This window comes from Candidatus Limnocylindrales bacterium, from assembly GCA_035559535.1.
Classification (GTDB): Bacteria; Moduliflexota; Moduliflexia; order Moduliflexales; family JAUQPW01; genus JAUQPW01.
Genome location: DATMBG010000040.1, coordinates 157,400 through 170,719, shown reverse-complemented (window position 1 = coordinate 170,719; position 13,320 = coordinate 157,400). Strand labels below are relative to the sequence as shown.

The window sequence follows — 13,320 nt, the reverse complement described above, 5'->3', positions numbered from 1 at the left end:
GAGATGGGATTACGGATCTGGCTGTTTGGCGTCCTGGGACTGGGACGTGGTTTATAAGTATTGACAAGTAGCAGGTGAGGGGGTCCTTCGGGTAGACGGCAGCCGCCATGGCCCCCCTCCATGGCGGGTTTTACTTTTTTACCCCTTATCCACAGAGTCTTATACCCGTTCTTTATGAACACAAAGCCCTCACAGTTTGCAAAAAATCAAAGTTAGGCTGCTAAAGGCTGAATCCGGGAACAGACGTGGTGTATTAACAGATTTCCTGCGTGGCGGGCCTTTCACCTTGATACTTCCCTAAAGTTCATAGCCTATAGGCCGCATCCTATCCATTCTCTGGGGGTATTACCAGCCAGTACTCCCATAAAAAACCTGCCTCAAAAAGGAGGGACTGACGAGGGGTTGCCTTGGATTGCCGGAGAAAGTAGTAAACTGGCCTTAGAAATACGAACAGAAAAACCATCTGCCTCCTGCTTCTTCCTGGCTACCGTCCCCGGCGCGTTGGTATCGGAGTTGGGGTGGGTACGACAACCGTTAAGCTAACCGGATCGGACTGAACAAGGATGCCGGGAATATCGGCCAGATTGGGTACAGGATTGATCTGGCTCTCAATTCCACCGGCCCGTTCCGCAATTACGGCCTCGATATTCAGTATGGCTCCATTACGGACTTGTATCAATTCATCATCCAGGGTTGCTGTGGCAGACCAGTCTCCATTGCTTTGCACCGTAGCCGGAGGAAGCTGAATAAAAAAACCTCCAGCAGAAGGTCTTGTGGGTTCTAATAAGACGTAAATTCCTACATCCGGCTCGGAAACGACCCGGGTAGAGGTCCCGGTTACCTCAAATGAACACGGTTCCGGTACATCTCGAGAGGTCTGAATACAGGTAATCTGTCCTTGAGGTTGGGTAATAGCTACACTTAGAAAAACAGGGGCTGTGGGTTCCTGGGGACATCCAGAGAGAAAACTTATCCCCAACAGAATAACCAGGACGATCAGAAGTCGGATTTTTTTCATAGATTTTAAAATCTCTTATGAACTACGATCATAGCTCCTTCTCGAGTTAATTGAGGTGTGATCTGGAAGTTTGTAGGGTTTTCTTTAGCAATGACTTCTGAAGAGGGTTTGGGCTTAAAAAACTGCTCATAAAGGAAATAACCTCCGGCTGCACCGGCGATAATCTCAAAGGTTATGGCCAGGGTTTTATTACGTCGAAAATCATCGTTAAATTGATTAAAGTCACTTTCGGTTCGAGAGGCTTCCGCCTCATCCCGACTGTTATTAGCGGCCTGTAAAAAGGCTAAAGCCGTTCCTGCCGCTGCCGCACTGGCTCCCAGGGAGATCCATTTTCGATAATTGGGTCCTTCTACAGGTGTTAACTCCAGGGTTAGTGCCACTTCACCGGCCTGAATAGATTGAATAAGGGTTTTAAAACCACTTTTCTCAACAATAATTTTTGCCGGCTCATCCACCCGAAGGGGTGGATCAAATTTTAACTTAAAATGGCCTAACTCATCTGTGACGGTTGAAAATCCGGCCCTTTGTTCCAGGTGAACCTTAGCGCCCTTAACCGGTTGATTACTCCGGATATCTAAAACAACCCCGGTTAAGGAATCGATATTTTGAGCAGATACGAAAACCGCTTGAAAGAGTAAACCTGCTAACACGAACCAGAATGTCTTTTGGTTACCCATTTAACCTCCACGTTTCAACTCAGGACCAAGCTTTGGAGACAACATAGGGCCTTAAGGTCGTCAAGACCCTACATAAAATGGTAGGGGATTAAAATTACAGATGTTTCTGTCAAAGATGAGTCAATAGGGTTTAAAACTCCTCGTAAACCCGCATACGCCAGGAATCGACTTTATTAAATTGACCGCTACTGATCAATCGGTTGTATTCTTCCAACCGGCGAACATAAATATCCGTTTTTTCACAACGCTCTAAAGCCTCTTCCAAATCATATTCATCAATAATTCCGGTTTCTTTTAGAAAGTAACAAAACTCTCTTAAAGATTCAGCTACTTCGTTCATATAAGCTGGCGTACAGTTAACGACTTTACGAATGATAAACTCGCCTAGAAAACAATGAATTTCAAAGCCATCGATTTCTTTAGCGCTTTTGGGCTCAAACCCATAGGTCGTATAAAAAAGGGCGTACTGGCTGGCATTTTCTACATGCCTTTCCACTAGACTCTTCTCGACCCCTTTTCGCTCAAGAAACCTTTTAAATTCCTCTATGAGCCGTTCATTCTCTTTGGTAACCCTTTCCAAATCTTTCATACTCATTCGTTATGACTCCTCCCGATCTACACTCGCTTTCTATCACCTTTATAACAATTCGACTCCCAAAAGGGGAGTCTTTTTTGATGATAAATTTACGATAGATAGCTAGTACTACGATAATAAAGTCTTGAACGTTAGTCAAGAGAATTATACCCTCTTCCAGGGAAGGAAATATTTTTCCTTGACAGTAAAGGACCTGGTTCTTATTTTGGATATTGTATTTAATACAATATCATATTTCCTTAACCAGACCGGAAACCATGGATGAGAAAAACCTTGAGAAGATAGATAATCTATCCGAAGACCCGGTAAGTTGTGTTGAGTGCTATGCTGTGACCGTGGATATCGTCATCTTCACCATCTTGGAAGCGGATTTAAAAGTACTCCTTGTTAAAAGAAAAATCCCACCATTCAAGGGGATGTGGGCTATTCCCGGTGGATTTGTTCGCAAAGATGAATCCCTGGATCATGCGGCTCGACGCGAACTTAAGGAGGAAACCCATGTATCCGATGTGTATTTAGAGCAACTTTACACATTTGGAGATCCTCACCGGGATCCAAGAATGCGTGTCATTACAGTGGCCTACTTTGCCCTTATCAACTCTGAAGAATTGAATCTCCGGGCGTCCCCCAACGTTGAAGAAGTCCAATGGTTTTCTATGTATAAACTCCCTCCGCTGGCTTTTGATCATAAGGAAATTTTGGACTATGCGCTAGAAAGATTGAGGAACAAACTAAATTACACAACGGTCGGCTTTCAACTTTTACCGGAGAAATTCACCTTAACCGAGCTTCAAAAAGTTTATGAAATTATCCTGAATAAAAAACTGGATAAGCGAAATTTCAGGAAGAAGATTCTGTCTATGGGAATTCTGAAAGAATGTGAGGGGGAGACAAAAATCTATCGAGGTTATCATCGACCTGCACAACTTTATTCTTTTGCTCTGGACCGATTTATTAAGTTACAAGATAAAGGTATCTTATTTCCTTTTTAGACATTTGTCCGTTGTTCGTTGTCCGTTGTCATCTAACCCCAAAACAACCCATAACGAACAATTAACAATTAAAGACCATGTCCAAACAACGATTAGATCCCACTGTTTTTAAAGTTCCTATCGATAAAATCCGAGAGGGTTATTATTCTGACAAGTATTTTCTACGTGTTACGGAGATTCTTCGTAAGGAGAAGTATAATCCTTCGGTGACCTATCAATTCTTTGTTCGGGAGCACGCTGTGGTGGTTGGACTCGATGAGGCCATTGCGATCCTGAAATATTGCACCGGTTACTATACCGACCTGGAAAAGGCCGCGGACTTGTACGAAAAACTTCGAGCTGTTGAGCAACAACTTCATCGGGTCGTTGTAGAAGGGAATGAGGATGAGATTCTCAGATTAACGGCTTCTCGAACGAGAATTCGTCAAGAGCTCAATCGGTTGTGGGTTAACTGTTGGGATCAAATCAAAGTCCGCGCTCTCTACGATGGAGATATGGTCGAGCCTTGGGAACCTTTTCTGGTTATCCAGGGGCCGCAACAATACTTTGCCTATCTGGAGACCGTCTTGTTAGGTGTTATTGCAAGACCTACGGCTACAGCCACTGCTACTTATAAAGTGGTTAAAGCGGCTCGAGGCAAACCGATTCTCTTCTTCCCGGCCCGATTCGATCATTTCTGGGTCCAGGCTACCGACGGGTATGCCGCTATGAAAGCCGGAGCTTTTGGTGTAAGTACCGATGCCAATGCAAATTATTGGGGTACCAAGGGTTTGGGAACCATACCCCATGCCCTCATCGGTGCTTACCATGGATCAACCAGTGCCGCTGCACTGGCCTTCGACCGTCAGATCGATCCTTCTGTCAATCGTATTATCCTGGTCGACTGGGATAACGATTGCATTGGTACTACCCTGGAAGTGGTTAAGGCCTTCTATAAAGAGTACCATGGAGGTGGTATTGACCCGGGTAATCCGAGCCAATGGCATAAGGTGATTGGAGAAGGAAAGAATAAGATCTGGGGAGTTCGATTTGATACTTCCGGTTACTTACGTGATAAATCGGTCGTACCGCGAGATGAATCCAGCCTGGGAGTTTGCCCGGAACTGGTCCATACTGCCAGGCAGGTATTCGATCAAAACGGCTTAAACGAACTTAAGATTGTAGTCTCCGGTGGATTTGACCTGAATAAAATCGAACTCTTCGAAAAACTGGCTGTCCCTGTAGATGCCTATGCAGTGGGTTCCAGCCTCTTTAAAAACAAAATTGATGTGACGGCGGATGTGGTGGAAGTAGAAGGAACTCCTTGTGCAAAAGTAGGTCGGAAAAAAGGGAATTTTGACAGACTCTCTCCTGTGGAATAATTTTAAGGGAAGAGGATAGTTTACCATGACCCTCTTCCACCTGATTAACTGACCGGGAAAATCTTTTACCTGTGAGAGGGGGCCATCCCCCCCGTGGATTTCAGTTTCAGGAGTCCCTGTATTGGCTTTTTGAGGTCGTCTGTACCTTTATCCCAGGCAGATGAGTAAATTTTTACCTCCCCGGTCATTTCTGGCCTTTAGCCCCTATAAGCGGTTCATGTTCCGGGCAGTCGATTCTTAGCTCTGAGTTGGCCAGGGGTTTGTCGATGAGCCTGCAATGGTGGGGGGAATCGGTACCAGGATGGGCGTCTGGTTGAAAAAATCTACAAGTTATACACATCCTGGAGATGGTAATAATCCCCGCCCTTTGCAGGGATGCAATCAACTGCATCAGGAATTTAAGGACGATTTCCTGTTCCTTAGGGCAAAACTGGGCTACATTCTCCTTGATTACATTGGCCCAGGTGGAAAGCTTTAGGGCTAATTGTTTGCCCTGGGGAGTCAACCGCAAGGTAAAAATACGCTTATCGCCGGGGTAGGGTTCTCGATAAACAAGATTTTTCTCTTCCAGTGATTTAACCGCATCACTTACCGTAGCCTGGGTCAGGTCAAATTCCCTGGCAAGTTGACTGACCCGGCACAGGAAAACCCTTTCCTGCTGATGATAAAGTAAATAAACAAGGAACTGGATCTGAATAGGACTCAGGTCATGTTCTTTTGCCTGCTCCCAAAGCAAAATACGAAAGGCCTGAGAGAGCCGTTCCAGTGCAGCAACAATTTTACTGTCTGTTTCTCGATGCTGTGTAGATAGGTTAAATACGGATTCCATAACCAGAGCCCCTGAACCGGTGGAAAGGGGATCACTAAGCAAACCGGCTTCGAAGGGAGCCTGGGCTCCCTTCCAAATCTAAGAAACCTTACTTTCGGTAACTGCTAAATACAAAATCTGTTTTTGTCTGGGAAGCATGGCAGGAAAAACAATCCCCCTTTGGATCCTTAACCACCCGCTCTTGGGTATCATCTTTGAATGTCTCAAAACCCCACCCACCGGTTTCGGTAAAGCTTTTGGTGTTCTTTTCCATCACACCGAGAACTTTCCGGGGGCCTTCCACAATAGCATTATTTTCAACTTTGGCTTCTAGGAGATCAAAAACTAAAATCGCTCCATCGGGATAGGATTTGCCCGATGTCATGGCCTCCAGGGCTTTCTCATTGGCATAGATATGATGGATTCCACCAAAAGCTTCAAAAAGCGGATGACCCTGCTGAATCACCATGGATTTCACATGGGTCCAATTTCGGTAATCCTTGGGATAATTAACTTTCTGCTGATTGCTTTCACCTGATAACGCAATGACCCCTAAAGAAAGACTTATGAGGAAACCCCCTATTCCTAAGAATATAATCGATTTTTTCATGGTTTTAACCTCCTCGACTTATAGATTATCTGATGGTATCTCTCATCCTGGCAGATAAATTGTTAATTACTTAGGATTCCTAAGTATTAAGAAATACCTGACCTGGTTTCCTGTCAAGGGGAATTTTAAATCCTTTTATACTTTGTAAAGCCAATTCCGGTCTCCGTAGCACCGGGCAGGCTTAGCTGGGAGTACAACCGTCTACCTCACCCCCTTCGCTCTCCATACGTGCCAGGAGATAAAAAGGCTAGCACCGGCGGGGCCACCTGGGGCTAACTTTCTCATCCTGGCGTGTCTGCCTCGCTCTCCCTCTCCTGAAGCTTCAGAAGGGGAAAGGTTTTAAGGGCAGGTTTTTTAAACCTGATTCCTCCGACTCCCCTTTCCTGGGAGGGAAGGGGAAAGTAAGGACCCAGGCCATCCCCACCTTCCCCCCTCCTCGATGCGAGAAGGGGGTTAGGTTTAGAGAAAACCCACCTCTGAAGGGAGGAAGGGGAGGGGCAGGCATGAGGGGGTGAAATCACGGTGGCTATTCAGATTTAAGTAAACGTTGTAATGACTGTAACCGATTGAGTTTTGGCCAAATTTTCTTATTCCTCCTTATCCAAGGGACGAAAAAAGAGATTACGAGCGATTATAAGCAGCAGCATCATGGGGTCGTTTTCCGGTTTCGAGGAAAGGTTTCATCCGAACAAGATCTTCATCCATTCGACTCTTAGGATCAGACCCGAGTAAGGTAGCCAGGCTATGCCCCAGGGGAGTTGAAAGATACTTGCCCCATAAGGTTTAAAGTTCTGAAATAACAGGAATCTTAAGCCTTTTAGTTATTAAAAGAGCAAAGGGAGTGCCATTAATTCCATAAAAGGTCTTTTTGATTAACCGGAGGGTAGGAAACCGGAGATGATTTCCGGGGAAGATCCCTGAGGTGTGGGTGGCAGGGGGATAAGGTTAAAATTTGGGTCGGGCTTCAGAGTCAGAACTTGTGGGAGCAGAACAAATCACAGACCTACCCTGGGCGAAACCCTCTCCCGTCGACAGGCTCAAAGTAAGTTCCGGGCAAATCGAAGGAAGCGTCTCGCCTCAAGGGTTCAAGTCAGAGAAGCCTCAGTGATAAAACTCCCTCAACTGAGAAGGATCAAAACCTTCCCGCTTAATCACATGTAAAATCTGAGACTCCCGATCTATAATTTTCTGGGATGCGGTGATCACCTCCTTTGCGATTTCTTCGGGGATCATCACAACGCCGTTCATATCTCCATGGAGAAGGTCACCCGGTTTGATGGTAACGCCCGTAATTTCTACCGGGATGTTTATATCCACAATTTTTAAATCCCCATGGGAAACCACGACAGTGGAGGAGAAGAAATGAAAGCCGATTTTCTCTACCTGCTCCAAGTCTCGTACGGCTCCATCGGTTACAACCCCTACAGTACCTAATTTTTTCATGATGGTCGTCATGATCTCTCCCCAGTAAGCGGCCCAACCACGTTTTTTTGAGAGGTCTTTGAACACGGCTACAACCGGTTTTGGGGCAGCCTGCACCGCTTCAAAAACCTTAAAGAGCATGTCCCAGCTTCGGGTTTCCCCCGGTTGTCGGGTATCAAAGGTAACGGTCAGAGCATAACCGACCATGACCCCAAGTTTGGGGAACCTGCATTGAATTTCGGGGCCCAGGTATCCTTCGGTTCGTGGTCTTATGTTAAAGGTTTCAATGGCATTGGAAATTGTCGGACTATCAAATTTTTTCAGAGCCTCTAATTCAGATGGGGTTAAAAAAGCCTTCATAAAAACTCCTTTTCCATTGCAAGGTTATAATCTGATGGTGAGGGTGGTTTTACCTGAATACCTTCTTTTCTTAACGGTGTCAAATAAAATTAAAACCTTATTCTAATAAATTAACTCACCAGATCCGGCGGGTGTCCTGCCTGTATTCCCCGGAACCGATAATTTTATTGACAGAGTCCTTTTAACCTACTAACCTATCGAAGGAGTATCCGATTACCTCCTTAACGAGAAATTTAAAACGTAAAATGTAATACGTTAGAAGTAAGTTTTCGGCAGAGTTTTGCGGGTTTTATCCGCCGGGTACTTACGTATTACACCTTACGTTTTACTGCAGATATGCCTATTTACGAATATCGCTGTAATTCATGTGGAAGAAAAAGTACGTTTTTCATTCGAAATATCCACAATCCAGGTAAACTGGAGTGCCAAAAATGTGGAAGCGAAGACCTCAGACGTCTTTTCTCCAGGTTTGCTACCCTCAGATCCGAAGAAGCCCGATTGGAGGCCCTGGCCGATCCGAGTCGTTTAAGTGGATTAGATGAAAATGATCCTGCAAGCATTGCCCGTTGGATGAAGAAGATGGGGAAAGAAATGGGCGAAGAGGTGGGAGATGATTTTGATCAGATGGTTGAGGAGGCCGTTGAATCCGGGGAGTTAACTCCAGATCCCAGGGAAAGTGATGCGGAAGACTTATAAAATGGGATCGATCAGGAACTCCGGATGGTAAACGGTTAAGAACCTGAAGGTCGGCGTCTTTCTTAGTAAATATTCAGGGATATCTTCATTTATTTAGTTGACAAATATTTTAAAGTAGGGTAATTACAAGCAACCGTGCCAACGAATAATCAAACCAGGCCGTAAAGGGGGGTTTAGCTGTATAACCCACATAATGAGTTATTTTTACTTCTAACCTCTGGAGTTGATCTTATGACAAGAAGCATCGTTGAGTTGCTTTCGAGTAAAGATATTGAAATAAGGAAAAAGGCTATTTTTGCTTTAGGTGAACTTAAAAATAAAAAAGCCGTAAAGGCGTTGGTCCAGGTTGCCATTCAAGAAACCCATTCAGAGGTTAAAATTTTGGCTTTGGAGGCTCTCATTAAAATTGGAGGCATGCAGGCACTGGAAGCGATGATTTTGTCTATAGAAGATATTCATCCTTTAGTTAGAGCAACCGCCGTCAAAGGAATAGGATTATTAGGAAGCTCCAAGGAAATTCCCCTTGTGACCTCAAAACTCAAGGATAAAGACAAAATGGTTCGTGCGGAGGCTGTAGAGGCCCTTCATCGGATTGGAGGGGAAAAAGTCAATCAAGTCTTAAACCCTCTCCTGGAAGATCCGGATAGTCGGGTGAGAGTTAATACCATTATTGCTTTACATCAAGTTGGAAGCCAGGAAGCCCTGGAAACCTTGAAAAATATGGTTCAGGATAACAAAGGGGACATGCGAGCAGGGGCGGCTTATGTAATCGGAAAGATTGCCTCCAATAACATGATCGATATCCTGGCCGATCTCCTCAACGATCGAGACCCACGGGTTCGTCAGAATGCCATTGAAGCCCTGCGAAATCTAGAGAGTGAACGAAAGCTGGAATTGGTGATGAGAACTTTAGGGGATGAAAATCCGGAGATTCAGGAAATTGCTGCCGAAATCTTTCAAGAATATCGCAACCTTCCTGTAGAGGAGATCTTTTCTTATTTTAAGAATTTAAACAAAATAGCCCAACGAAATCTCATTGAGATTGTAGGTAAATGGAAAAATCCCCAGGCACTTCCCTTCTTCAAGGAGATTTTTAGCCGGGAAGAGGAGGACTTTCTTCGCCTCAGTATTATCGAGGCGATGAGTGAGTTGGGTAACGATGAAGCCGTCGATGCTCTGGTGGATATACTCCGACAAAAGGGAGAACCGTTGCGGATGAACGTAGCAGAGGTTTTGAGAAAAATGGCCTCGCCTCGAGTAGTTGAAAAGCTCCTGGATCTACTTCGGGATAAGTCGGTGGATGGATTTGGGAGGATTCTGGCAGCCGAAATTCTGGAATACATAGGGGATATTTATATCTCTAAGGCTCCTGTGAAATTGTGGAAGGAACAGGCCGTTCAACTTGAAAATCAACCCCATCAGATCATCCCGCTTCTCAAAAAGGTTTTAAAAGCCGAATTAGAAATGCTCCTGCAGAATTTGATTACCGAGGAAACTCTGAAATCCTTAAAAGATCCGGAGATCACGGAACCGATTATTCAGTATCTTGAAGAGGAAAATGATCAAATTAAACAAAAGGTTTTTAAAACCTTCGAAACTTTAGACGATGGGGAACCTCTGGTAGAAATTATTAAAAAGTTGAAAAAAGCCGACCGGCAAGAACGCCTTGCTTTGTTGGATGCCATGGAAAGAATGGATCGGGAGCTGACAAAACTGATTCTTCCCTTTTTAAACTTACCGGATCCTTATATTATAAAAGCCAATATGGCCAGGTTGTTAAGGCAACAGGGTCAACAAATTGAAATTAGAAACCTGGAAAACCTCTCCCACAGCCCCGATGAGAGGATCAGTCAAAGTGCTGTGCTGGTTCTGTTTCGGGTAGCCAGTTGGAATCTACGAACCGGAAAGTGGCATGCGGCGTAACCGGCAATCCGGGGGACCTGGGGGTTTTGGGACGCGGAGTTATGAGACGCGGCGACACGGGGACTGGGAGACATTTCCCCGCGTCTTCCAGTCCCCGTGTCCCATAACCCCGCGTCCCTCTTATGTTCCTTCTGTCCAGGAAGAAAGGTACCTTTCCTGTTCCGGGGTCAGGTGATCGATCTCGACCCCCATGGAGTTTAATTTAAGTCGGGCAATTTCGCGATCGATGTCCTCGGGAATTTTATAAACCTGCTTTTTAAGCGATCCGGCATTTTTTACCAAATATTCTGCTGAAAGGGCCTGATTGGCAAAGCTCATGTCCATTACATCGGCAGGATGTCCTTCAGCCGCTGCCAGATTGACTAATCGCCCTTCTCCCAGTAAGAAAATCTTTTTTCCGTTCTTAAGTTTATATTCCTCTACAAAGTCACGAACCTTCCTCTTTCCTGTGGAGAGTTCTTCGAGTCCTTTAATGTCCAGCTCTACATTAAAGTGACCGGAGTTACAGATAATGGCTCCATTCTTCATTTGCTCGAAGTGCTCTTTTCGAATGACCTTCACATCTCCGGTTAGGGTGATAAAAATATCTCCTACCTTGGCGGCTTCAGCAATGGGCATAACCTGGTAACCATCCATCACAGCTTCCAAGGCCTTAATGGGATCTACCTCTGTGATAATGACCTTGGCTCCTAAGCCATGAGCCCTCAGAGCTACTCCACGTCCACACCAGCCATATCCACAAACCACGACATTTTTACCGGCCAAAAGGACATTTGTAGCTCGAATGATGCCGTCCATGGTACTTTGTCCTGTCCCGTAACGATTATCAAAGAGGTGCTTGGTCTGAGCATCGTTGACTGCGATAATCGGATAGGCCAGGACGCCATCTCGGGCCATGCTAGTTAACCGAATAACTCCGGTGGTCGTTTCCTCTGTACCTCCGATAATATTAGAAACTAAATCTTTTCGTTGAGAATGAATGGTAGATACCAGATCGGCTCCATCATCCAGGGTCATATGGGGTTTGTGATCCAGTGCTTTATGAATATGACGGTAATAGGTTTGATTATCTTCACCTTTGATGGCAAAGACGGGAATTTCTTCATGCTTTACCAAAGAAGCTGCCACATCATCCTGCGTGCTCAGGGGATTGGATGCACAGGCAACCACATGAGCTCCCCCGGCCTTAAGGGTTATTAATAAATTGGCCGTTTCGGTGGTAATATGAAGGCACGCGGAAAGATTTAGTCCCTTAAGGGGTTGTTCCTTTGCGAAGCGCTCCCGGATGAGCCTTAAAACCGGCATACTTTGCTCTGCCCATTCAATTCTCAATTTGCCTTTCTCTGCAAGATTAATATCCTTGATGTCAAATTCCATGTGTCTAGTGTCTGTAATTTGTCCTCTGGGGTAAGGTGATAAGGGGATACGAGGCCTCTATACCACTCCCTGATTTCATCATTCCACGGCTCTACTCCTTTTCCCCTCACGACCTTACAACAGATCAACCTTTAAAGACCGGCGGCTGCTCTGAGGTCCTCTACACGATTGGTTTTTTCCCAGGTAAATTCCGGCTCATTTCGGCCAAAGTGTCCATAAGCAGCGGTCTTTTTATAAATAGGTCTTCGAAGATCAAGATAGTTAATAATTCCTTTAGGAGTTAAATCAAAAATTTCCCGGACGATACGTTTAAGCTCACTATTGGGTAGAATACCTGTACCTTGGGTATCTATCATAATAGAAACCGGATCTGCAATGCCAATGGCATAGGCAATCTGGATTTCGCATTTCTTAGCAAGACCGGCAGCCACAATATTTTTTGCAATATGCCGGGCCATATAAGAAGCCGAACGATCTACTTTAGAAGGATCTTTTCCGGAAAAAGCGCCTCCACCGTGGCTCCCTACGCCACCATAGGTATCGACAATAATTTTTCTACCGGTAAGGCCGGTATCTCCGTGGGGTCCTCCTACCACAAAGCGACCTGTGGGATTGATATGGTATTTGATGTTATAAGGATTGAACAGCTCTTTGGGAAGAACGGGTTCTACGACTTTTTCGATAATGTCTTCCCGGAGGGTCTTGATATCCACATCCGGACTATGCTGAGCAGAAATAACTACGGTATCAACCCTTACAGGTTTCCCATCTATATATTCAATGGTTACCTGGGATTTACCATCCGGACGGATATAGGGCAGGATATCTTTCTTACGAACCTCAGCCAATCTCATGGTCAGCTTATGAGCTATCATAATGGGTGTGGGCATCAGTTCTTCGGTTTCGTCGGTGGCATATCCAAACATTAAACCCTGATCCCCGGCTCCTCCAGGATCTACCCCCATGGCAATATCCGGAGATTGCTCATCAATGGCCGTAACTACCGCGCAAGTCTCATAATCAAATCCATATTTGGCCCGTGTATATCCCACATCTTTAATGGTATTTCGAACGATTTTAGGGATGTCCACATAACATTTGGTGGTAATTTCTCCTGCCACAAAGGCAATTCCTGTGGTTACAATCGTCTCACAAGCTACCCGACCCATAGGATCTTCGGCCAGAATCGCATCAAGTACGGCGTCTGAAATTTGATCGGCTATTTTATCTGGATGTCCTTCAGTTACTGACTCCGACGTAAAAAGATAGTCTTTACGTTCCATTCTTTTTGGCTCTCAGTTCCTTAAACTTCTGCAAACAAGACTATCCTGCAAAGTTTAAGGATTCTTTCTCCTTCGCTTAAGTTTAAGAGTTGGGACCTATAACACAGGATAAGTTAATTGTAAGAACTTATATAATTCTCCGGTTCTTGTCAAGGCTTTTACCCATATTTTTTCAAGAAGCCGGTAAAAACCCTGTTG

Annotated in this window: 13 protein-coding genes; 4 read left to right on the top strand and 9 right to left on the bottom strand. The window is 45.0% G+C overall.

Annotated features, from left to right (window positions below):
- The 4 genes from VNM22_14810 to VNM22_14795 form a co-directional block, all read right to left on the bottom strand.
- A partial coding sequence (locus tag VNM22_14810) for a hypothetical protein (GenBank protein HWP48433.1) occupies positions 1 to 182 on the bottom strand: 182 nt, incomplete at its 3' end.
- Positions 183 to 484: 302 nt separating this feature from the next.
- Positions 485 to 1,018 carry a hypothetical protein gene (locus VNM22_14805; GenBank protein HWP48432.1) on the bottom strand — a complete coding sequence of 178 codons (534 nt, stop codon included), beginning with the start codon at positions 1,016 to 1,018 and terminating at the stop codon, positions 485 to 487.
- A 5-nt stretch (positions 1,019 to 1,023) separates the two neighbouring features.
- Positions 1,024 to 1,695, bottom strand: coding sequence for a carboxypeptidase-like regulatory domain-containing protein (locus tag VNM22_14800; GenBank protein ID HWP48431.1), 672 nt, complete (start codon positions 1,693 to 1,695; stop codon positions 1,024 to 1,026).
- A gap of 130 nt (positions 1,696 to 1,825) precedes the next feature.
- A complete protein-coding gene (locus tag VNM22_14795) occupies positions 1,826 to 2,284 on the bottom strand; it encodes a hypothetical protein (GenBank protein HWP48430.1) in 459 nt (152 codons plus the stop codon).
- Positions 2,285 to 2,547: 263 nt separating this feature from the next.
- Between VNM22_14795 and VNM22_14790 the strand changes: the two genes are divergently transcribed.
- Both VNM22_14790 and VNM22_14785 read left to right on the top strand, forming a co-directional pair.
- Positions 2,548 to 3,282 carry an NUDIX domain-containing protein gene (locus VNM22_14790; GenBank protein HWP48429.1) on the top strand — a complete coding sequence of 245 codons (735 nt, stop codon included), beginning with the start codon at positions 2,548 to 2,550 and terminating at the stop codon, positions 3,280 to 3,282.
- A 77-nt stretch (positions 3,283 to 3,359) separates the two neighbouring features.
- Positions 3,360 to 4,643, top strand: a complete 1,284-nt coding sequence (locus tag VNM22_14785) for a hypothetical protein (GenBank protein ID HWP48428.1) — start codon at positions 3,360 to 3,362, stop codon at positions 4,641 to 4,643.
- 184 nt (positions 4,644 to 4,827) lie between these two features.
- Here the strand turns inward: VNM22_14785 and VNM22_14780 are convergent, their stop codons facing one another.
- The 3 genes from VNM22_14780 to VNM22_14770 form a co-directional block, all read right to left on the bottom strand.
- Positions 4,828 to 5,472 (bottom strand): MarR family transcriptional regulator, encoded by a 645-nt coding sequence (locus VNM22_14780; GenBank protein ID HWP48427.1) that lies wholly within the window; start codon positions 5,470 to 5,472, stop codon positions 4,828 to 4,830.
- An 88-nt stretch (positions 5,473 to 5,560) separates the two neighbouring features.
- Complete coding sequence (locus VNM22_14775; GenBank protein HWP48426.1) at positions 5,561 to 6,061, bottom strand: cytochrome P460 family protein; 501 nt, start codon at positions 6,059 to 6,061, stop codon at positions 5,561 to 5,563.
- 1,101 nt (positions 6,062 to 7,162) lie between these two features.
- Positions 7,163 to 7,843 carry an RraA family protein gene (locus tag VNM22_14770; protein ID HWP48425.1) on the bottom strand — a complete coding sequence of 227 codons (681 nt, stop codon included), beginning with the start codon at positions 7,841 to 7,843 and terminating at the stop codon, positions 7,163 to 7,165.
- A gap of 336 nt (positions 7,844 to 8,179) precedes the next feature.
- Between VNM22_14770 and VNM22_14765 the strand changes: the two genes are divergently transcribed.
- Together VNM22_14765 and VNM22_14760 are read left to right on the top strand one after the other, a co-directional pair.
- Entirely contained in the window at positions 8,180 to 8,539 is a 360-nt protein-coding gene (locus VNM22_14765; protein HWP48424.1) for an FmdB family zinc ribbon protein, read from the top strand.
- Between the two features lie 231 nt (positions 8,540 to 8,770).
- The gene (locus VNM22_14760) at positions 8,771 to 10,462 is read left to right on the top strand and encodes a HEAT repeat domain-containing protein (protein HWP48423.1); all 1,692 of its coding nucleotides are present in this window, start codon (positions 8,771 to 8,773) and stop codon (positions 10,460 to 10,462) included.
- A gap of 120 nt (positions 10,463 to 10,582) precedes the next feature.
- Here the strand turns inward: VNM22_14760 and ahcY are convergent, their stop codons facing one another.
- Entirely contained in the window at positions 10,583 to 11,839 is a 1,257-nt protein-coding gene (gene ahcY, locus VNM22_14755) for an adenosylhomocysteinase (GenBank protein ID HWP48422.1), read from the bottom strand.
- Between the two features lie 131 nt (positions 11,840 to 11,970).
- Positions 11,971 to 13,122, bottom strand: coding sequence for a methionine adenosyltransferase (gene metK / locus VNM22_14750; protein ID HWP48421.1), 1,152 nt, complete (start codon positions 13,120 to 13,122; stop codon positions 11,971 to 11,973).
- Between the last annotated feature and the right edge of the window lie 198 nt (positions 13,123 to 13,320).